The sequence below is a fragment of the Hyphomicrobium sp. MC8b genome, assembly GCF_905067615.1.
Lineage (GTDB): Bacteria > Pseudomonadota > Alphaproteobacteria > Rhizobiales > Hyphomicrobiaceae > Hyphomicrobium_B.
In genome coordinates, this window is the sequence record NZ_LR898465.1 from 1,803,247 (window position 1) to 1,823,015 (window position 19,769).

The 19,769-nt window shown below is 58.1% G+C and carries 15 protein-coding genes and 1 riboswitch; of the genes, 5 read left to right on the forward strand and 10 right to left on the reverse strand.

Annotated elements, in window-relative coordinates:
- Positions 1-68 precede the first annotated feature (68 nt).
- The gene (locus ACLB1Z_RS08765; protein ID WP_409562958.1) at positions 69-1,034 is read left to right on the forward strand and encodes a transporter; all 966 of its coding nucleotides are present in this window, start codon (positions 69-71) and stop codon (positions 1,032-1,034) included.
- 206 nt (positions 1,035-1,240) lie between these two features.
- Here ACLB1Z_RS08765 and ACLB1Z_RS08770 read toward each other — a convergent pair whose 3' ends face one another.
- The 3 genes from ACLB1Z_RS08770 to ACLB1Z_RS08780 form a co-directional block, all read right to left on the reverse strand.
- On the reverse strand, positions 1,241-1,564 hold the full coding sequence (locus ACLB1Z_RS08770) for a hypothetical protein (protein ID WP_409562959.1): 324 nt from the start codon (positions 1,562-1,564) through the stop codon (positions 1,241-1,243).
- Between the two features lie 31 nt (positions 1,565-1,595).
- Positions 1,596-2,714 carry a tetratricopeptide repeat protein gene (locus ACLB1Z_RS08775; RefSeq protein WP_409562960.1) on the reverse strand — a complete coding sequence of 373 codons (1,119 nt, stop codon included), beginning with the start codon at positions 2,712-2,714 and terminating at the stop codon, positions 1,596-1,598.
- A gap of 238 nt (positions 2,715-2,952) precedes the next feature.
- On the reverse strand, positions 2,953-3,387 hold the full coding sequence (locus ACLB1Z_RS08780; protein ID WP_409562961.1) for a hypothetical protein: 435 nt from the start codon (positions 3,385-3,387) through the stop codon (positions 2,953-2,955).
- Positions 3,388-3,592: 205 nt separating this feature from the next.
- Between ACLB1Z_RS08780 and ACLB1Z_RS08785 the strand changes: the two genes are divergently transcribed.
- The 3 genes from ACLB1Z_RS08785 (at position 3,593) to ACLB1Z_RS08795 (ending at position 8,707) form a co-directional block, all read left to right on the forward strand.
- Positions 3,593-4,009 (forward strand): hypothetical protein, encoded by a 417-nt coding sequence (locus tag ACLB1Z_RS08785; RefSeq protein WP_409562962.1) that lies wholly within the window; start codon positions 3,593-3,595, stop codon positions 4,007-4,009.
- A 134-nt stretch (positions 4,010-4,143) separates the two neighbouring features.
- On the forward strand, positions 4,144-5,475 hold the full coding sequence (locus ACLB1Z_RS08790; protein ID WP_409562963.1) for an efflux RND transporter periplasmic adaptor subunit: 1,332 nt from the start codon (positions 4,144-4,146) through the stop codon (positions 5,473-5,475).
- A 10-nt stretch (positions 5,476-5,485) separates the two neighbouring features.
- Entirely contained in the window at positions 5,486-8,707 is a 3,222-nt protein-coding gene (locus ACLB1Z_RS08795) for an efflux RND transporter permease subunit (RefSeq protein ID WP_409562964.1), read from the forward strand.
- 13 nt (positions 8,708-8,720) lie between these two features.
- Here the strand turns inward: ACLB1Z_RS08795 and ACLB1Z_RS08800 are convergent, their stop codons facing one another.
- The 6 genes from ACLB1Z_RS08800 to ACLB1Z_RS08825 all read right to left on the reverse strand — a co-directional run bounded on the left by ACLB1Z_RS08800 (position 8,721) and on the right by ACLB1Z_RS08825 (position 16,892).
- Positions 8,721-9,674 (reverse strand): GDP-L-fucose synthase family protein, encoded by a 954-nt coding sequence (locus ACLB1Z_RS08800; protein ID WP_409562965.1) that lies wholly within the window; start codon positions 9,672-9,674, stop codon positions 8,721-8,723.
- Positions 9,675-9,701: 27 nt separating this feature from the next.
- The gene (gene gmd / locus ACLB1Z_RS08805; protein ID WP_409562966.1) at positions 9,702-10,775 is read right to left on the reverse strand and encodes a GDP-mannose 4,6-dehydratase; all 1,074 of its coding nucleotides are present in this window, start codon (positions 10,773-10,775) and stop codon (positions 9,702-9,704) included.
- Positions 10,776-10,999: 224 nt separating this feature from the next.
- On the reverse strand, positions 11,000-12,586 hold the full coding sequence (locus tag ACLB1Z_RS08810) for a DHA2 family efflux MFS transporter permease subunit (RefSeq protein ID WP_409562967.1): 1,587 nt from the start codon (positions 12,584-12,586) through the stop codon (positions 11,000-11,002).
- Positions 12,583-13,839: an HlyD family secretion protein gene (locus ACLB1Z_RS08815; protein ID WP_409562968.1), complete on the reverse strand. Its 1,257-nt coding sequence runs from the start codon at positions 13,837-13,839 to the stop codon at positions 12,583-12,585. The genes ACLB1Z_RS08810 and ACLB1Z_RS08815 overlap by 4 nt, the downstream gene beginning before the upstream one ends.
- Before the next feature lie 227 nt (positions 13,840-14,066).
- Positions 14,067-14,189, reverse strand: a complete 123-nt coding sequence (locus tag ACLB1Z_RS08820; RefSeq protein WP_256380112.1) for a hypothetical protein — start codon at positions 14,187-14,189, stop codon at positions 14,067-14,069.
- 897 nt (positions 14,190-15,086) lie between these two features.
- Positions 15,087-16,892 (reverse strand): ABC transporter ATP-binding protein/permease, encoded by a 1,806-nt coding sequence (locus ACLB1Z_RS08825; protein WP_409562969.1) that lies wholly within the window; start codon positions 16,890-16,892, stop codon positions 15,087-15,089.
- 247 nt (positions 16,893-17,139) lie between these two features.
- A riboswitch (Fluoride riboswitch) is annotated at positions 17,140-17,202 on the forward strand.
- Positions 17,203-17,253: 51 nt separating this feature from the next.
- On the opposite strand from ACLB1Z_RS08825, the gene crcB reads away from it, so the two are divergent.
- The gene (gene crcB, locus ACLB1Z_RS08830) at positions 17,254-17,685 is read left to right on the forward strand and encodes a fluoride efflux transporter CrcB (protein WP_409562970.1); all 432 of its coding nucleotides are present in this window, start codon (positions 17,254-17,256) and stop codon (positions 17,683-17,685) included.
- 27 nt (positions 17,686-17,712) lie between these two features.
- Here crcB and ACLB1Z_RS08835 read toward each other — a convergent pair whose 3' ends face one another.
- Positions 17,713-19,740 carry a molybdopterin-dependent oxidoreductase gene (locus ACLB1Z_RS08835; RefSeq protein ID WP_409562971.1) on the reverse strand — a complete coding sequence of 676 codons (2,028 nt, stop codon included), beginning with the start codon at positions 19,738-19,740 and terminating at the stop codon, positions 17,713-17,715.
- Positions 19,741-19,769: the final 29 nt, after the last annotated feature.

A 19,769-nucleotide genomic window follows, 5' to 3' on the forward strand; every position in this document is an offset into this window, starting at 1 on the left:
CTCCCGACGCGACGGTTGCGAGACTCTCGCGATATAGCTGCAAGGATATATGCCTCTGGGGGACTGCAATGGGGATAGCTAAAGCGCTCGGAACGACGCTCGTGTTCATGGGAGTCGGCGTCGTTCCGGCCACTGCAGGCGATTTGCTGCAAACATCGGCGAACGCCAGTTCATCTCTTCACGATTTGAATATTCCGGCGCCCAGCTATCTCGGCGCGACGTCGTCTGATGAGGACGCAGGGGACGCCATTCAGGACTTCTTTCAACGTTGGCAGGAAATTGCGCACGCCGCAAAGGCTTCGCAGCCGGATTGGATGACACCGCTCGCGACCGTGACGCCGCGGTTGGAGCAAGAGTTTCGGTCCGACCAGTTTTTTGAGCAGATGGGAAATGGCGCCCATCAGAATGTCTACGACGGCGGCAAGGGTTTCGAATTCATTCCGACGATGACCAATGAAGTACTGATCAACCTGCCACCCTATGAAGAGCGCACGCATGCCAAACAGGCGTCCGGTTGGGCGGACTGGCCCGCTGTCACCATCAAGCAGCGGCTTATCAGCGCCAACAAGGAAAATGGCGATTACATCGTGTCGGCGTTTTTCGGCGTGCAGGCGCCGACCGGCGACGATCCTTTTACAAACGATGCGTGGGTCGTGACGCCGACGTTGGCGGCGGGCAAAGGCTGGGGTGATTTCGATGTTCAGGCGACGGTCAGCGTTCCTATTCCGTTGGAACGTGAAAGTGAAATCGGGACATCCGTCGTTACCAACGTCGCGTTTCAATATCATCTTGCGAAATATTTCTGGCCCGAATTCGAAGTCAACTATACGCATTGGGCCGACGGCGAGCGAAGCGGCAAAGACCAAGTCTTTTTGACGCCCGGTCTCATTCTTGGTCGTTTCAAGCTGTGTGACGACAGCAATCTGATCGTCGGTGCAGGCTATCAGTTTGCGGTTTCGCCGAAGACGACATCGCCGGTTCTCACGCCGACTTACGACAGCAACTGGATCGTCACGACAAGGCTCTCGTTCTGACGACGTAGCACTACGGAGGGGCTTGCCGGGTGTTTAATACGATACCGGTTTGCTTAATAGTCCGAACGCTACAGACCTCAACTTTGGCCCCGGCTTTACCCGAAGCCCGGGGCCTTTTTGTCTTTGAGGTGTCTCAATCGATGTAAAAATTGAGATGCAAGGGCGCCAAGAAAAGACGAGCTGTCGTCAAGGCGGTGCTGCAGCAATCAGCGCGGATATGGGATCTTCGTTTGCAGGTGGTTTTTGCTGGCCTCGGAATGCGAGTGCTTGTCCTGCGGGGATGGAGAGCGATCCGAATGCGGCGGCCAATTGCGCGGCAGATTATCGGAGACATGGCAGTAGGCGCGTCTCGCCATATGATGGCAATGGCGGTAGTCGCGCGCATCGACAGGGTTGATGGTCGCTGCCTCGTCGCCGGCAAAAAATGCCGGAGCGTAAGAATTCGCCGCCGCCGATACCGTACCTGCAAAGATGAATGCCAATGCCGCGCAAGCGGCGAGCGAGCGGTTTTGTTTGTGGTTCAGTGTCATTGTCAAAGATCCTTTCGAAATCCAAATGGATTCACATTTCGGTGGGACGCCTATTTCCATGCGTCATGCGCACCGTGAGGCGATTGTCTTTGGCAGAGTTCAGGATGACGGCATGGACGTCACAACCGTCGTGATGCGGCGTCCAATATTCGAGATGTCCTGAATCGGCTCTGTCAGCGGTCTCTACAGCGACGGTTTTGGTCGCAGCCGTCTCGGTGTGTTCGTTAAAAGCCGCTCTAAAATCCTGGAACAGATGAGGCGTGATGCCTTCGATCGTAATGGAACAGACAGTCAGTCCCAGTTGCTGGACAGATTGTGCAAGGACCAGACGTGCTTTGCCGAAACTTGTTTTGCCGGTCCAGGTTTTCAGTCCAGCTGATGTCATTGTCGGTTGGCCCCGCCAAGGCGCGGCTTCAACGGCGCGGCCAAAGGCACGGGCGTCCTCGCCGTTGGCGAAGCATGTCTCGTCGATGTTCCGAATGAGGTCCGCGACCAGTTTGGTGTGTACAACCTCTCTCGAGAGACTATCGGCGGCTGTCTTATCATCGAGCCTCTTTAGTCCAGCTTCGGCGCGTGCGTTTGCGGGCTGGTATTTAAGCGCGGTCTCGAATTGGGTTCTGGCTTTGTCACTGTCGCCTTGTTGCAGAGAGAGAAAGCCTTTTTCGGCGTAGGCGGGTGCATAGGTCGATGATACCTCAAGCACGCGGTCGAAGGCTTGGTTCGCTTCTTTGAGCCGCCCTTGCTGCGCCAGGATCAAGCCGCGATTATAAGCGATGAAGCGATCGTCGGGTCTTATCTTGGCCGCGGCGTCGTAATCCGAAAGTGCTTCGTCGAAGCGCTTGGCTCGAAAATAAAGGCTTCCGCGATTAACTAGAGCGGGTGCGAACTCCGGCGCGCGTGCGACGGCAGCGGTGTAGTCAGCGAGCGCCCTATCGAATTCGTCCAGCTTAGAATAGCTGTTCGCCCGATTATAGAAGACGCGTGCGTCGTTCGGTTGGAGCTGAAGAAGCACGGAATAGAGCTGCACTGCAGTTTTGTATTCGCCACTGCCGTAGGCACGGTTTGCCCTGTCAGCGAGGTGTTGCGCGCGTTGCGTTTCGATAGCCGCTGTCGACGCCGGTGCGTCATCAGGCGTTGCGCCGAGTGCCATGGGTGAGCCGACAGCGGTTGCGGTGAGAGCAATTGCTGTGCTTAGCGCCGCGGTCAGGAGTGTTGTCGGGGTTATGGCTGGGATCGTCGTTACGATTTGGGACGCTTGGCGAGCCAAGACAGCAGAACACGACCTCTCCCTGCCAACAAAAATTGGCATGAGTTTTTCTCCAATAAAGCAAGATGGATTTGACCGCGCCAACGGCGCGGAGCGCAATCAATGCTCTGGGGGCCGCGCTCTAAATCTGGAGAACGATCGTGCTGCGGTCGCTAAGCGTGGACCGCAGATGGGGTGGATTATCAAACGTTGCGTGCGAGATGGCACAGTGAAAGCGCGCGGCAAGCAGCTCGCCGGACGTCGGCAGAAGAGCTGGTGCGTAACCACCTAAATTCTCGCCATTCCTGTCAGACGGCTTGGATTGATGCGGGTGCTTGAAAAACGATGCATGCTGAAGCCGGTAATCTGTGCAGGGCTCGGATTCGGCTTTCGCGTGCGAATTCGAAAAGAGAATGAAGTGATCGTTCGATCCGGATTGCGTGTCGTGGTGAAGACGCTCGATCTCGACCGCAACGCTATGGGTGCTGCTCACACACAGAACCAGCGGCAAGCCTGCGACGGATGTCGCGAGCAGGACCGCTGATGTGATCAAATATCTGACGAAGCGAGTGAGCATGCGCTATCTAAACATCTTCTAATTCATATTTCCGCTGGAAAGTGCTTGTAAGATGCCGCATTGGCAATCCCGTCGCGACATATCCTTCGATATGTTGTGAGCTTGCAACAAAATCAATCCCGATGCTGCGCAGTATTTTTCGATTTGGCCGAAACATTGGGGAGGCAGAGTCCGTGTGACGGATCGCTGTCGGCGGTTCGGGGACTTGACTAAGCAGAGTTTGGACATAAACCTAATTGCAATGCACCAATCGGCAAACCACACCTCAAAATCGTTTCTCGCTGTCACGCGCAGCGGACGGTCGGTCGTGTGTGCGTTGCTTTCATTACTCATGATGGCTCTCAGCGGTCCCTTCAGTCTGTCGCATGCGATTGCCGAGCATGGGTATGAGAATTGTGCGGGCCATGGCATCGACGCGAAAAAAGCATCGCAAGATTCGGAGGTTCCTCAGGGGCTCTCAGGACAGCATTGTGTGCTTTGTTTTTCCGTTCAGCATCTGATTTCGAAACCGAGTGTTCCCACCCGCACCGAGGCTATGGCGCCGGTCACCTATACAGCATGGGAAACGCTCGATGGGCCGTTGGATGGTCCAGGGCCGCTGTTCAAGCCGCCGCGCCTTTAAAGCGCTTTTCAATCGCGATGACGTGGCTGCGCACTCTCTTTTCGCGTGCCGCGATCGCGTGAACCTCCGTCAAAATCGCAACGCGGCGCCCTAAGCGGTCTCCGCAACACGTGGATTGTTTCGATATGCAGCGAATGCTGATAGCTGGTGGCGTGCGCTTGTGCGCCGCTGTCCTGGCACTGGCCGTGCTTTGCGCGGCTACTTTCGCACCTGGCCTTTCCAGGTTTTTCACCATCTCAAGCGACGCCAAGGCGCACGCGTCGGCGGAGACCAAGGGTCATTCGGAAGCCGGACATCAGCATGACGAGGGGCATGCACATGACGCCGGTGGAGAGGCCGTAAACGAGGAAAACGGATCGGATGCTGCGCACGGCGAAGAAGCCGGTCACGAGCATCATGAGGGCCTCGAAGTCTCGCAGGATCGGATCGATGCCGAAGGCATTGCGTTGACGGAAGCCGGAGCGGGTGCGCTCGATCGGAGCCTGACAGTGCCGGGAACGGTGATCGCAGACCGCAATCGCGTGGGGCGCGTTGCAGCGCAGGTTGTCGGCACAGTCGCGGAGTTGAAGAAGCGGCTTGGCGATGTCGTCGCGAAGAATGAAGTCGTCGCCGTCCTGGACAGCCGGGAAGTGGCCGATGCGAAGAGCGAATACATCAACGCGCTCGTCAACGCGAACCTGCAAGAGACGCTCTTTGATCGTGAAAAAACGCTCTACGAGAAGCAGATTTCGGCGGAGCAGCGCTATTTGCGGGCGCAGGCTACAGATACCGAAGCGAAAGTCCGATTAGGCGTCGCGCATCAGAAGCTTGCTGCTCTGGGCGTCAGCGAAGCGGACATCCAAACGTTAAAGCAGCGCGGCCAATCTGCAACGAACCTGCAACGTTACGAAATTCGCGCGCCGATCGGCGGGCGCATTGTCGAGCAGCTTGTCGATCTCGGAACACCCGTCGGGCGCGAGGGCGAAGCCAAGGAGCTGTATGCCATTGCCGATCTTTCGGTGGTGTGGATCGAGCTTGCCGTTTCGATCAGTCACCTTCCCGATATCAAGGAGGGGCAGAGTGTGCTGGTCAGTGGCAGCCATCCGGCCGAGACGACATCGGGAAAAATCATCTTTACGAGCCCGATGATCAATGAGGAGACGCGGACGGCGCGCGTCATCGCGTCGGTCGAGAATAAGGGTCTGGCGCTGCGGCCGGGTTCGTTCGTCAACGCCGACATTCTTTTTGGAACGAAACCGGTTGGGCTGAAGCTTCCGAAAACCGCGCTGCAGACAGTCAAGGGTGAGACGATTGTTTATGTCCGCACCGAACACGGCTTCGAAGCGCGCAAAGTGACGGTGGGCGGCACCGATGGCTCGTCTGTTGAGATCGTGGCCGGGCTTGAACCGGGCGAGACGGTTGCGGCGACGAACACGTTCCTGCTTAAGGCCGAGAGCGGCAAATCCGAAGCTACGCATTCCCATTGAGGACGTTCCGATGATTGCACAGGTGCTTGAATTTTCGGTTCGCCGTCGTTGGCTCGTCATTCTCCTGACGCTGCTCGCCGCAAGCTACGGCGTGTGGTCGCTCAATCGGCTGCTGATCGACGCCGTTCCCGACATCACGAACAATCAGGTTCAGATCAATACCGTCGCGCCATCGTTGCCGCCGTTCGATATCGAAAAGCAGGTGACATTTCCGATCGAGACGGCGCTTGCGGGGATACCGGGTCTTGAATACACACGCTCGCTTAGTCGCAATGGCTTTTCGCAGGTCACGGCGGTCTTTACCGAAAGCACCGATATCTATTTCGCGCGCCAGCAAATCAGCGAGCGCTTGCGCGAAGTGGACGAGCGACTGCCCGCTGATGCTAAGCCGAGCCTTGGTCCGATTTCGACCGGTCTTGGTGAGATCTATATGTGGACCGTGGCTTTCGCGTCCAAAAGCGAACAGATGGGCGAGGTCGGGCCTCAAAGCGATGGCTCTTATGTGACGCCCGAGGGTCAACGTCTGACCAACGATATCGAGCGTGGCGCCTATCTGCGTACGGTCCAGGATTGGATCATTAAACCGCAGATCGCGAGCGTTCCCGGAATCGCTGGCGTCGACGTTATCGGTGGATACGAGAAGCAGTATCTCGTGCAAGCGGATCCCGCACGCCTGACAGCCCTCAATCTTTCGTTTGGCGACATCGTCGAAGCGCTTGAGAAAAATAACGTCAACCGCGGAGCCGGCATTTTCGAGCAAAGCGGCGAGGGGCTTGCGGTCCTCAGCACCGGACGGCTCGAAAACATGCCCGATATCGGCAACGTCGTCGTGACGACACGTGGCGGATCGCCGGTGAGGATTAAAGACGTCGCGCAGGTTACGATCGGCCGCGAGTTGCGCACCGGCAGCGCAAGCATTAACGGGGAGGAGGCCGTCGTCGGCACGGCGCTAATGCTGATCGGCGAGAACAGCCGGACAGTGTCGTCGGCCGTTAGTAAAAAGATCGGCGAGCTTTCGAAGTCGCTGCCACCGGGCATTGCGTTGCGACCGGTGCTTGACCGGACCGTGCTGGTCGATGCCACCATTTCGACGGTCGCAAAGAACCTGCTCGAAGGTGCGCTTCTCGTCGTTATTGTTCTGTTCGTTCTGCTCGGGAATATTCGTGCGGCGGTTATAGCGGCGCTGGTCATACCCATTGCCATGCTGCTGACGCTGACCGGGATGGTACAGGCGAAGATCAGCGCCAACTTGATGAGCCTCGGTGCGCTCGATTTCGGTCTGATCGTCGACGGTGCCGTCATCATCGTCGAGAATGCGCTGAGACAGATTTCTGAGCGACAGCACGTTTTGAAGCGCGTGCTCAGTCTCGATGAACGCTTGGAAACGGTGACCAAGTCGGCGGAGGAGATGATCAAGCCGTCTGTCTACGGTCAGGCAATCATTATTCTAGTTTATGTGCCGCTGCTGACGTTTTCCGGCGTCGAAGGTAAAATGTTCGAGCCGATGGCGGTCACCGTTATCATGGCACTCATCGCGGCTTTCATTCTGTCGCTGACATTCGTTCCAGCGGCCATTGCCGTTGCAATCAGCGGGCGTGTTGTCGAGGCCGAGAGCTTGCCTGTGCGGGCGATAAAGAGTGTGTATGAGCCGCTGCTTCGCGCGACGCTCAACAGGCCTGTGCTACCGATCATGGTGGGCGTGGCGCTCTTCGCCGGAGCGCTGATGCTGTTCGGACGGCTCGGGCAAGAGTTCATCCCAACGCTTGATGAGAAGAACCTCTCGATGCATGCGATGCGGATACCGAGTACGTCGCTGACGCAATCGCAGGATATGCAGCTTAGAGTCGAAAAAATCGTCAGCTCGTTTCCGCAGGTTTCGCTTGTGTATTCCAAGACGGGCACTGCCGAGGTTGCGTCCGATCCGATGCCGCCGAACGTTTCGGATACGTTTATTATTCTGAAGCCGGAATCGGAATGGCCTGATCCTTCGCTTAGCAAGCAAGCGCTCGTTGGGCAAATTCAGGAGAAGCTCGAAAAGCTTCTAGGAAATAACTTTGCGTTCTCGCAACCAATTCAGATGCGCTTCAATGAACTTCTTGCGGGCTCGCGTGGCGATCTCGCCGTTAAAGTTTTCGGCGACGAATTCGGCCCGATGCTGGATGGCGCCAACGCGATTGCCAAAATCCTGCGCGGTACGGACGGCGCGACGGACGTAAGCATTGAGCAGGCGCAAGGTCTGCCATTCCTTGAGATCAAGCTGAAGAAGAACGAAATTGCGCGGTTCGGGTTGAGCGCGTTCGCCGTGCAAGAGGTGATTGGCGCGGCGATGGCCGGGCGTTCTGCTGGGGTGATTTTCGAAGGCGATCGGCAGTTTCCGGTTGTCGTCCGGTTGCCGGATGCGATGCGCGCGGATCTCGAAAAGCTGAAGCACATTCCTGTTGCGTTACCGCCGAACAGCGCAGGGCGCATTGCCACCATTCCGCTGGAACAAGTTGCGAGCTTTGCCGTGACGGAGGGACCGAACCAGGTCTCACGCGAGAATGGCAAGCGGCGCATCGTCGTGACGGCAAACGTGCGCGGGCGCGATATCGCGTCCGTCGTCGCGGAGGCACAAACGAAGGTCACAGAAGAGGTGAAGCTGCCGACGGGCTATTACATTGCCTGGGGCGGCCAGTTTGAAAATATGGCTGCAGCGCAGCAGCGTCTCGCCGTCGTTGTGCCCGCGTGTTTTCTGCTGATTTTTCTGCTGCTCTATTCCGCCCTCGGCTCGCCGCGAGATGCCATCCTGGTATTCAGCGCTGTCCCACTCGCTTTGACCGGCGGCGTCATTGCTCTTTGGTTTCGCGACATGCCGTTCTCGGTTTCGGCGGCGGTCGGCTTTATCGCGTTATCGGGTGTCGCGGTTCTCAACGGGCTCGTCATGCTGACATACATCAAGCAACTGATGGCGGCGGGATTGCCGGCGGCGGAAGCAATACGCCAGGGCGCGCTGGCCCGTTTGCGGCCTGTCGTGATGACGGCGCTTGTCGCGTCGCTCGGGTTTTTACCGATGGCGCTTGCAACGGGAACGGGGGCGGAAGTGCAGCGGCCGCTGGCGACGGTCGTCATTGGCGGGTTGTTGAGCGCAACGCTGCTGACACTGCTCGTTCTGCCGGCGCTGTCGATTTGGTTTGGTTCGCGTGCCGCCGTGGCGAAACAGACGCCGACGGCTGTTCCTGCGGCTGCGGAATAGGTGCGGGCCGCGATCAGGCCGTCAACCGCGCGGTCGCCTCGTTGTCCTTGAACCAGTTGTAGGCTTCGGTGAGGCCGTCGCGCAGGCCGTAGCGCGGCGTCCAGCCCGTGGCCTTCAGCTTGGAGACGTCGAGCAGCTTGCGCGGCGTGCCGTCGGGCTTCGTCGGATCGGTGACGATCTTGCCGTTGAAGCCGACGACGTCGCATACCAAGCGCGCCAGGTCGAGAATGGTGATGTCCTCGCCTGTGCCTACATTGACATGCTCAGCACCTGAATAGACTTTCATCAGATGCACAACGGCGCTAGCAGCATCATCGACGTGAAGAAATTCGCGTCGCGGTGTACCCGAGCCCCAGATTGTCATTTCCTCGGCGCCGGACTTCTTCGCGTCATGTACTTTGCGTAAAAGTGCCGGGATGACATGGCTTTTGAGCGGATCATAGTTATCGCCCGGGCCGTAGAGATTGGTCGGCATCGCCGAGACGAAATCGGCGCCATACTGACGGCGATAGGCTTCGCAGAGTTTCAACCCGGCGATCTTGGCGATGGCGTACCATTCGTTCGTCGGCTCCAAACTTCCTGTCAGAAGGGCGCGTTCCGGGATCGGCTGCGGCGCGAACTTCGGATAGATGCATGAGGAACCGAGATACAAAAGCTTCTCGACGCCGCTGCGGAAGGCTGCGTCGATAACGTTCATTTCGATGGCGAGATTGTCGTAGAGAAATTCCGCCGGGTAGGTGTCGTTTGCGAGAATGCCGCCGACTTTTGCTGCCGCAAGAAATACGGCATCCGGCTTTTCGCGATTGAACCACTCTCTGACGCGCGCTTGATCGCGGAGATCGATCTGGTCGCGACCAACCGTCAGGATGATGCAGTTTTCGTTCTGTAGCAGACGAAGAATCGCTGATCCGACCATGCCGCGGTGGCCGGCGACGAATACGCGCTTGTTGGTGAGATCAAAAGACATCGCTTCCTCGCATGGTCTTCGCACTTACTATTCGTTGAGGCTATTGCGCCAGCTTTCGCGTTCGAGGAGCGCGAGGTCGGCGGCGACCATTTCTTTAACGAGCTCCTGGAAGCCGACCTTGTGGTGCCAGCCTAGTTCGTTGCGGGCCTTGCTCGGATCTCCGAGCAAGAGATCGACTTCTGTCGGACGAAAATAGCGCGGATCAATGCGAACCAACTCGCCACCGGTTTTGACATCGTAGCCGATCTCATCGACACCGCGGCCCTTCCAGGCGATGGTCTTGCCGACTTCGGCAAATGCTAGCTCAACGAATTCGCGAACGGAATGGGATTCTCCCGTTGCTAGCACGTAGTCGCTGGGCTTTTCGTTTTGGACCATCATCCACATGCCTTCGACGTAGTCTTTCGCGTGGCCCCAATCGCGTTTGGCGTCCAGATTGCCGAGATAAAGTGCGGACTGCAAACCAGCGGCGATGCGGGCAACGGCGCGTGTGATCTTTCGGGTTACGAAAGTTTCGCCGCGGAGCGGACTTTCATGGTTGAACAAGACGCCATTCGAAGCATGCATACCGTAGGCTTCACGGTAGTTGACGGTGATCCAGTAGGCATAAAGTTTGGCCACGCCATAAGGCGAACGCGGATAAAATGGCGTCGTTTCTCTCTGCGGCGTTTCCTGGGCTTTACCGTAAAGCTCAGATGTGGAGGCCTGATAGAAACGCACTGAATTCTCGAGCTTGAGGATGCGGAGCGCTTCGAGGAAACGCAGCACGCCGACGGCGTCGGCGTTTGCTGTGTATTCCGGCGTCTCGAAACTTACCTGGACGTGGCTTTGTGCGGCGAGATTATAGATTTCATCGGGCCGGGTTTCCTGGACGAGGCGGATGACGTTGGTTGAATCCGTCAGGTCGCCATAGTGCATGAAGAACGACGTGCTCGCCTCATGAGGATCCTGATAGATTTCGTCGACGCGTTGGGTGTTGAATGAGGACGATCGTCGCTTAATGCCGTGGACGACGTAACCCTTATCGAGAAGAAAGCGCACAAGGTAGGCGCCGTCCTGACCGGTGACACCGGAAATCAACGCGGTCTTGCTTTTGCTCATGCCATTTCCCCCAAGTCCCGCTGAGATTTATGTGGGGTTGTCGCTTTGAGCGCAATACGAATGCGCGAGATTCTTTTTTGTTTGATCGGTCCGTAGACTTTTTGGGGTTGCATGAAACGGCAGCACGGTCCGTCCGAGGCTGTTGCGAAGCTTGCAGTTATTTTCGCAACTGACGCTGACGAAATTTGCGGCAAAAACTTATGTCACTCTCGATATTCCGAGAGCTATCGGCTGGCGGTCGCTGTGAGAGCCGGTTGGTGAACTTCCGGCGCCTTCATGAAGACGACGGCAATCGCCGCTACCACAAGGACGACGGCCATGACATAGAACGCGTCGGAGAAGGCCATGATCAGCGACTGTTGGGCGACGAGATTTCCAAGCAGAATTTCTGCCTGATGGTAGGCGCGTCCGGGGTCCGGCAAGCTGTGCGCTTCGAAATAGTGCTGCATGCGGGTGAGGAAGGATTGATCCGTCAGATTGTAAGGCGTGACCGACTGACCGATGATATTGGAATGAAATTGCTCGCGCTTGGTGATGATGGTCGCCAGCGCGGCCGTGCCGATTGCGCCTCCGAGGCTGCGCAGCATGTTGAATAATCCTGACGCAGCTGCGGACTCTTTTGGAGCCACGCTGTTCGTCGCCAGAACTGAGAGTGGCGAAAGTAGGATCGCCTGGCCGAGGGCGCGTACGATGTTGGTATAGAAAAACTGCTGTCCCGCGTCGTTGAAACTCAAATGCGTATTCATGAAACAGCTGACTGCGAAGATGCTGAGGCCTGTGCAAACGATCAAGCGGGCATCGAAACGCTTCAAGAGGAAGGGGACGAATGGAATGATGAGCAGCTGCGGAAGTCCGGCCGATGCGAGCACGAGGCCAATCTGCTGAGCGTTGTAGCCCTGGACTTCGTCGAGATACGCGGGAAGCACGTAGATCGATCCGAACAGCGCGAAGCCGACGAGCGTATTCGCCAACGTTCCGAGGCCGAAACTCCGTCGAGTGAGCAGGCGAAGTTGCGCGGCGGGCTTCTCGACGGTGAGTTCGATGACGACGAAGATCGTCAGCATGACCGCCGAGATGATGGCAAGATGCACGATGAATGGCGAGCCGAACCAATCGTCCTTGTTGCCTTCATCCAAGACGGTTTGCAGGCAGGCGAGACCGATTGCCATTGTCGCGATGCCGAACCAATCGCCTTCTCGCAAAAGGCGAAGCTGCATCGGTTGACGATCGAGCGTCGGATAAAGCAGTGATAGCATTACCGCGCCGGGAACAAGATTGACGAAGAAGATATAGGGCCAGCCGTATTGTTCGGTGAGAATGCCGCCGATGGTCGGGCCGATCGCGGGGCCGAACGTGGCGGTGAGCGCGAATGCAGCCAAGCCGATGGGGCGCTGGCTTTCAGGTAGCTTTGTCAACACGGCCGTGAAGGCCATCGGGATCATGACGCCGCCGGTGAAGCCCTGGAAGCCGCGCATCACGATCATGGTGCCGAGATTGCCCGCAAAGGCGCAGGCGACTGAGAAGATGAGGAACAGCACGACGTTCGACAACAGGAAGCGGCGGAAGCCAAACACGCGGCTGAGGTAATCCGTCAGCGGGATCATGATGATTTCGCCGATCAGATATGAGGTCGAGATCCAGGTTCCATTGTCGACGCCGGTGCCGATGCCGCCTTCGATTTCAGGCAGGGACGAATTGACGATCTGGATATCGAGGACGGCGATAAGTGCGCCCAACATGCATCCAGAGACCGCGATCCACGTCCGTAGGGAGGCCCGCTCGCTGTCGGGGCTGGTCGGAGCTTCGCTCATGACGCTTGCTTTGCTGCGGTTTTTGACGCCGGCGTTTTGTGGCGTGTGTCGATCGTTGTGATGACCGACATGCCGGGACGCAGCTTGTCGGCAAACGGATCGTTCGGGTCAATGTAGATCTTCACCGGGATGCGCTGGACAATTTTCGTGAAGTTTCCCGTGGCGTTGTCCGGTGGGAGAAGTGCGAACTCCTGGCCACTCGCCGGAGCGATGCTGCCGACATAACCCTGCACGGTGTTGTCGTCGAATGTGTCCACGGCAATCGTGACCGGCTGCCCTGGGCGGACATCAGCGAGTTCCGTTTCCTTGAAGTTGGCAATGACGTAAGCCTTGTTGAGCGGTACGACCGCGAGCAGCTCGGTTCCGGGTTGGGCATACTGACCGACCCGCACTGTGCGATCGCCGATGATGCCATCCACAGGTGAGGTAATCGTCGTGTAGCCGAGGTTGATCTCCGCCTGTTCAAGCGTCGCATCGTTCTGCGAAAGCATGGCCCGTGCTTGCTTGAGTTCGGCCGTCAACGTCGCAATCTGTTTTTTGGCTGCTTCCAGTGCCGCCTTATCTTTCGCAAGCGTCGCCTGTGCCGTGCCGATTTGCGAGGCCGCCTGTTGCTCGTCTTGAACGGAACCGTAGCCTTCGTTTGCGAGTGTGCCGAACCGCTGATTGTTCTGTTGGGCGTATTTTTCGGTCGCTTCGTCAGCCTTGATGGTCGCCTCGGCTTCGCTCACGATGGCTTGCTGCTCTCCGATCTGAGCCTGGTCGGTGGCAATGGCCGCTTCCGCCTGTTTGACGCCGGCTTTCGCCTGATCGACGGCCGCTTTGTAGTCGCGCTGATCAATGATTGCGAGGACTTGGCCGGCTTTGACGCGCTGATTATCGTCGACGTACAGAGCGGCGATATCGCCGGATACTTGTGGAGCGATGGCGACGACGTCAGCTTGCACGTATGCGTCGTCGGTCGAGACTTCAAAGCGCCACTCGGTCCAATATTTCCAGCCGGCATAAATGCCGCTGCCGATAACTGCCGCAGCAACAACAGCGATAAGAATGTGTCGCGGACCGAAGGGGAGCCAATGATGCGATTTTCCAGCCGTGTTTGCAGGATCTTGATCGGGCAAAGCGCTCGGCGCGGGCGCAATCGTTTCCCTTGCCGTCGGGACCAGGCTTTCAGACTTCGCTGTCTCGTGCGCCCTTACGTGCATCGTTTCGGGCGCCGCCTCGGTTGCGACGACGTCGGTGGCTGCGGTCAACATAGTCCACATCTCCATCTCGGCTCTTGCCAAGATATAAAAGAGCACTCAGCGGCTCAGCTATTTAACCTTTGGCGCTGTTGGCCATACGTTTGGAAAGACCAGCTATACGTGTGTTTAATGACGTGCCCGTTTTGCGCCTACGTCGGCGAGAATGAAGAAAAGGGGCGCGCCTTTCGGCGCTCCCCCTCCGAGATGCATCTTCTTTTGTAGGCTTATATCTTGCGGTTTTACCGGATCACGAAACACTGTGCCGTGCCGGAGGTCTTGAAATCACCGTTGCAATGGGGCGATGCGAATGCGCCCGAAACACCAGAGACCAGAAGCGCCACTGCGAGGATTGCGACTTTCATTTTCATATCTCCAATTCACCCGAGCGCCGTTTCATTCCTGACTGGATGGCGGCGCTGTTAAAAGCGATGCATTGGAGGTAAGTGCGATCGGCGCCCATTCCATAATCTCTAGGTATATGGGGCAGATGGCCCATGGGATTGTTCGTCGGCGGCATACCGGAACGTTTCCTCGGCAGGCTCACCAAATCTCAAGATGGTTTGGTTTAAGCTCTTGCCGCTGCACAGCGGGCGAGGCGACCACCGCCTCGCCGCCCGGCGCTGGTTATGCAGCGGGGAGCAGTCAACCAGCACCGTACCGGGACCGGCTACACATGTGTGTTGTCGGTCTCGGGTTCCTTCATTGGTGCATGGATGAGCCGTTACCCCGCCCGGATCAGCCTCGGCGAGAGGATGCGCGGGAGATGGTTTCCAAGTTTTAAACCTAAGGAAGATTTACGAACACTCGCGCAATTGCTCCGAATGTAGAAAACATAAATGCCGGAGTTGCTGTCGTGCCGCGGAGCCAAAAGCTCATTCGGCAAAACAAAACGGCACAGGCTCGCTTGTGCCTGCGCCGTTCGCGGGAGGAGAGAGGAAAGGGCGATCAGATGCGAAGCGGCGAAGTGTTGCCGCCTCAATGCACCGCCGCGATCGCGATTTCCGTAAAGAGAAGCGAAAACAGCAACACGCCAGCAAACATGCCGAAAAAGCTTTGTCCGGTCGGTTTCATTGTCATTCTCCCATTCGGGCATCGTGGCTAATGGAAGTCTATGCGTCGCTTAGCCACCCTGTTACGAGATGGGAGCTGTCATTTGGCGAGCAACGGCGTCCTCACGCACTTGTGCGCGTTTTGCCCTTACGGATTGGACAGCTTTCGGAGGGGGCGCCGAGTTTCGGGATCGCGGCTCGGGGATGAGGTTATTCCGCGGCGGCAACACTCTTTGGCGGCACCGCTAGCGCCTGCTCCTCGTCGCTCGCGCTTGCGGAGACGTGAACGACGCGGTCGTGGAGCGGCAGCAGCGACGAGCGATGGCCGATGGAAACAATCGCCGTATCGGGCAGCTTGTTTCGTATCGCGGTCAGGACGCGCGCTTCGGCGGCCTCATCGAGCGCAGACGTTGCCTCATCGAGGAAAAGGATATCCGGACGGAGCAGAATGGCACGGGCAAGCGCGATGCGCTGCTGCTCACCGACCGAGAGGATATTGTTCCAGCGCTCGACGACGTTAAGAGATGGTTTCAGGTGTTCGAGGCCCGTAAGTTTTAGGATGTCGGAGATTTCTTCGTCCGACGGCTGGGCTTCCGTCGCCGGGTAGGTGAGCACGCTATGGAGCGAGCCCAGCGGGAAATAGGGCTTTTGCGGGAGCGCGAGGAGGCGGGCGCCGGATCTGGTGAGGATCTCACCCGTCGCGTGAGGCCAGTAGCCCAGAATGGTGCGCAGCAACGTTGTCTTGCCGGCGCCTGATGGAGCCATCAGGAGCACCGACTCGCCCGGTTCGATATCGAGATTCACCGAGTTCAACAGCTTCTTGCCGCCGGGCGTTGCAAGCGAAATGCCGGCAAGGCTCAGCACGCCGTTGGCATTCGTCGTGCCCATCGAGACGGCGGATGTCTCGCTCGCCGTCGAGGCGAGCTGCATCTGATCGGAGAAGCCGGAAAGCCGGTCGACGACGGCGATCCATTCCGCCAGGTCGGTATAGGAATTGACGAAGAACGACATCGACGATTGCACCTGGCCGAACGCGCCAGCCGTTTGCGTCATGACGCCGAGCATAATTGCGCCTGCGAAATAATGCGGGGCCATGATGAGGAACGGCAGCACGACGGCGATCTGATTGTATCCAGTCGTGAAGAATGTCAGAAATTTCTGGCGCCGCATGATGTCGTGCCAGTTGGTTACGATATCGGAGAAACGATCGCGCAGGATATTGCGCTCGGCGTTCTCGCCGCGCAGCAATGCGATCTGTTCGGAGTTTTCGCGAAGGTGCACCAAGCCGAAGCGAAAATCGGCTTCGCGCCGCTGGCGACTAAAGTTGAGGCTCGCCAATGTGCGGCCGATGAGATGCGCTCCGACGCTGGCCACGAGCGCGAATATGGCTGCGAGCCAGACGAGATAACCATGGGCGCCGATGTGATATCCTGCGATCTGCAGCGGGACCTCGGCTGAAATTCCCCACAGTATGATGCTGAATGAAACGAGGCTCGTGATCGACGACAGGAAGCCAATGCCGAGAGAGAGCGTTCGTCCGATATAAAGTGCGATGTCCTCAGCGATACGCTGGTCGGGGTTGTCGGCTGCCTCGCCGCGAAGACGCATGCGGTAGTGGGTGCTGTTCTGGAGCCAGCGGTGAACATAGCGCTCGGTCATCCAGCGCCGCCACCGGATCTGCAGCCATTGATTGAGATAGAGCTGATAAACCGACGAGATAATGAAGGCCGCGGCGATCACCGAGAATATGGCGAGCTGGTGCCAGAAGGCGCCGACGTTTTTCGTCTGAAGCGCGTTGTAGAACTCGGCGTTCCAGCTGTTGAGCAGGACGGACAGCCCAACCTGGCCGAATTCGATGGCGAGGACGACCAAGAGAAGGCTGCCGCCGATCCAGCGTTCCGCAACGGTGAATTTCAGTCGGGAGCTGATGCGAACGACACCCGAATCTTTCGAGAAGAAGTAGGGCGTCGTCAGTTGCCAAATCGCGCTCAGGCGCGAGCGCGTATCATTCCGCATCACAATTCCACATCACGGTTGCTTTGCATCCTCAGCGGCCCAGCTGCGGTTTTGAACCATCCGCAAGGCCGTGTGGCTCCTCATTTCGTCGAGGGTGGCGCGAGGCACATTTCCGGAGGGTGGCCAGAACCTTAATTATTTGCAAGCGTTGGCGGGATGCGACGCGACTTGGCTGAGGTTGTCAAACGCCGATGCACTCGTGACGCACACAAGCTAGTTTGGGCCGCCCGGAAAATCGTGTACTTGAGTAAGCGATGGGGATGGGGTTCCCCCGATAACCGCCATTGTGGCTGATGACTCCTACGATAGCCGTTTCCGACGGGAGACGGCCGTTGGCTGAAATGCTGAAGAGGAGCCTCAAATGAATTTCACGACATGTCTGGTCGTTATGTTCGGCGGAGCTATCGGGACCTTGTGTCGGTATGCCGGGTCGTATCTTGCCCTTCCGATCAGCGGCACGCTGCCGTGGGGCACGATCCTTATCAATATTGCCGGGTCATTTATCATAGGCTTTTTCGGCACGCTGACCCTGGCGCATGGGCGTTATCCGGTCAGCGAAGAATTCCGCCTGTTCGTGATGGTGGGGATTTGCGGGGGCTTTACAACTTTTTCGTCATTCAGTCTGCAGACACTCGATCTCCTCCGCTCGGGCGCTATCGGACGCGCTGCGGTCAACATTGGGTTGTCCGTCGTGCTTTGCATCCTGGCCGTGGCGGCAGGGCACTTCGTCGCCGCCTACTTCAACGGCGGCGCAACGGAAATTGCGCAGACGACATTGGAAGAAGACGCCTAGGGCGTCTCCTTTCCTTCGGCGCAGGGGTCAAGTCGCGATCTGGGACTTCGCCAGCGTGACGTTGATGCTGTGCACGGCGCAGCTTTGAGCGAGGTCGGCTTTTTCTCCGGGGTTGAGGACGTTGATATTGGCTCCGGAGGCTGATGCTTTCGGCCATTGGCCTTTGGGCGCCAGCAGCACGCCCGCTGGAACCGCCGATGAAATGCCAACACTCAACTCGATGGAGCCGGTCTTGCTGCTCACCTGCAACCGGTTCCCGGATTTGACGCCGATCGTTTCGGCGTCGGAGGGATTGAGCCAAGCTTCGCACATTTGCAGACGGCGGGCGATCTTGCCGTCATTGGCGTAGCTGCTGTTCATGAGCCATTCGGAGGCGGGCGACAGCATGCGGTATTCACCCAGAGCCGGACGGCGCTCCGATAGTGGGGCAGGGGCTGATGGCAATCCGGCCTCGACAAATTGCGCGCCGGTCATTTCGACCTTTCCTGACGGCGTGCGATAGTCGTGGGATGCGAACTGAACGATCGGGGCTTCCGGCACGTACATCGTGCCTGCGGCTGCAAGTGTTTTGAAATCGAGTCCAGGGCGCGCTTGGCTCAGAATCGTTTCGATGATGGCGTCATCGGTTTCACGCAGTTCAGGATCGGTGAGACCCATTGCAGCCGCAAGGCGCCGGAAGATCTCCTGATTGGGGAGCGCGTCTCCTAGCGGCGGAAGGGCTGCGACCTGTGCCGAGACGGAATGGGTAAAATACGACATGACGACATCGTCGAATTCCAGAAAACTCGCCGCGGGCAGAACGAAATCCGCGTAGTCGGCCGTATCGGTCTGGAATAGATCGACCGTGACTTGGAGAAGATCCTCGCGCCTAAGCGCCTGGCGCAATCGCGCCTGCTCCGGGCTCGAGGCCGCGATGTTGTTATTCCAGGTGAAGAGCGCTTTCGTCTCGCCGCTTTCGAGCCGCGCCGCGAGATCCATATGGCTGACGGATTGGGGATCGGCGTTGAGATGCGAAGCGGAAAGATAACCGCCGTCGACGCCTCGGGCGTCCCAGCCGTTGAGATAGAGGAAACCGGCGCCGAGCTTTCCGATGTTGCCTGTCGCTGGTGGCAGCAGGCCGACCGAACGCATGGCGTTGCCGCCGAATGTCTGGCGCTGGAAGCCTTGTCCCATCCATAGTAGCGATGGGCCGTCAGCGTAGAGCAGCGCCGCTTTTTCGATGAGGGCCGCAGGAACGCCGGTCGTTGCCTCCGCCCAACTCAATGTGCAAGCGTCGAGTTGCGGTTCGATGTCGTCCCAGCCGATACAATGGCGTGCAAGAAAATCGCGGTCGAGCTTTCCGGCCGATTTGATGACGGCGAGCATCGCGAAGGCAAGCGCCGCGTCGGTGCCGGGAAAGAGTTGGAGATGAATGTCGGCCGCTTCAGCCGTAGCGTGGCGGATCGGATCGACGACGATCGTTGGGACACCGCTGCGCGCCAACCAGTGCTCATGGACGTGAGGCGCTGAGGCTGACGGGTTCGCCCCCCAGATCAAGACGCATTTGCTGGAACTGACCGTGCGCGGGTCGAAGCCGCGGGTCGATTCCCCGAACGCGAGTTGAAGCGCGACGTGGCCCGCCTTGTTGCAGACGGTGTCGGGATCGACTTCAGTCGCTCCGATGCGATTGAAGAAACGCAGCGGAAACAGCCCGGCGATCAGCGAGCACGTTCCAGTGTAATGGGTCTGCAGGATGGCTTGGCCGCCGTCGGTCGCGATAATGCTCTGCAGCCGTTGCGCGATCTCCGATATGGCCTCATCCCAGGAGACCTCGGCAAACTGTCCCGATCCTTTCGGGCCGACGCGCTTCAACGGAGTCGTTAGCCGATCCGTCTTGCTGCGCCACACGCCGTTGTAGGCAATCGAGCACTTGCCGCAAAGCTTGCCGCGGCTCATGTCGTGATTGGGATCGCCGACAACCGATACCTCGCCGTCGCTCGCCATTTTTACGATTATGCCGCACGCGTCGTAACAGTCCCGGGGACACGTTGTCTTGACGATTGCCTGCGTTGCCATTGCGCCGAACCTTCCTGGAAGCGTAGAGC

What these genes read in the sequence shown, in the direction of transcription:
- ACLB1Z_RS08790 (WP_409562963.1), top strand. Translation starts at nt 4,144, where the DNA reads ATGCTGATAGCTGGTGGCGTGCGCTTGTGCGCCGCTGTCCTGGCACTG.
- ACLB1Z_RS08765 (WP_409562958.1), top strand. Translation starts at nt 69, where the DNA reads ATGGGGATAGCTAAAGCGCTCGGAACGACGCTCGTGTTCATGGGAGTC.
- ACLB1Z_RS08815 (WP_409562968.1), bottom strand. Translation starts at nt 13,839, where the DNA reads ATGTTGACCGCAGCCACCGACGTCGTCGCAACCGAGGCGGCGCCCGAA.
- crcB (WP_409562970.1), top strand. Translation starts at nt 17,254, where the DNA reads ATGAATTTCACGACATGTCTGGTCGTTATGTTCGGCGGAGCTATCGGG.
- ACLB1Z_RS08825 (WP_409562969.1), bottom strand. Translation starts at nt 16,892, where the DNA reads ATGCGGAATGATACGCGCTCGCGCCTGAGCGCGATTTGGCAACTGACG.
- ACLB1Z_RS08820 (WP_256380112.1), bottom strand. Translation starts at nt 14,189, where the DNA reads ATGAAAGTCGCAATCCTCGCAGTGGCGCTTCTGGTCTCTGGTGTTTCG.
- ACLB1Z_RS08835 (WP_409562971.1), bottom strand. Translation starts at nt 19,740, where the DNA reads ATGGCAACGCAGGCAATCGTCAAGACAACGTGTCCCCGGGACTGTTAC.
- ACLB1Z_RS08810 (WP_409562967.1), bottom strand. Translation starts at nt 12,586, where the DNA reads ATGAGCGAAGCTCCGACCAGCCCCGACAGCGAGCGGGCCTCCCTACGG.
- ACLB1Z_RS08780 (WP_409562961.1), bottom strand. Translation starts at nt 3,387, where the DNA reads ATGCTCACTCGCTTCGTCAGATATTTGATCACATCAGCGGTCCTGCTC.
- ACLB1Z_RS08770 (WP_409562959.1), bottom strand. Translation starts at nt 1,564, where the DNA reads ATGACACTGAACCACAAACAAAACCGCTCGCTCGCCGCTTGCGCGGCA.
- ACLB1Z_RS08775 (WP_409562960.1), bottom strand. Translation starts at nt 2,714, where the DNA reads ATGGCACTCGGCGCAACGCCTGATGACGCACCGGCGTCGACAGCGGCT.
- ACLB1Z_RS08795 (WP_409562964.1), top strand. Translation starts at nt 5,486, where the DNA reads ATGATTGCACAGGTGCTTGAATTTTCGGTTCGCCGTCGTTGGCTCGTC.
- ACLB1Z_RS08800 (WP_409562965.1), bottom strand. Translation starts at nt 9,674, where the DNA reads ATGTCTTTTGATCTCACCAACAAGCGCGTATTCGTCGCCGGCCACCGC.
- gmd (WP_409562966.1), bottom strand. Translation starts at nt 10,775, where the DNA reads ATGAGCAAAAGCAAGACCGCGTTGATTTCCGGTGTCACCGGTCAGGAC.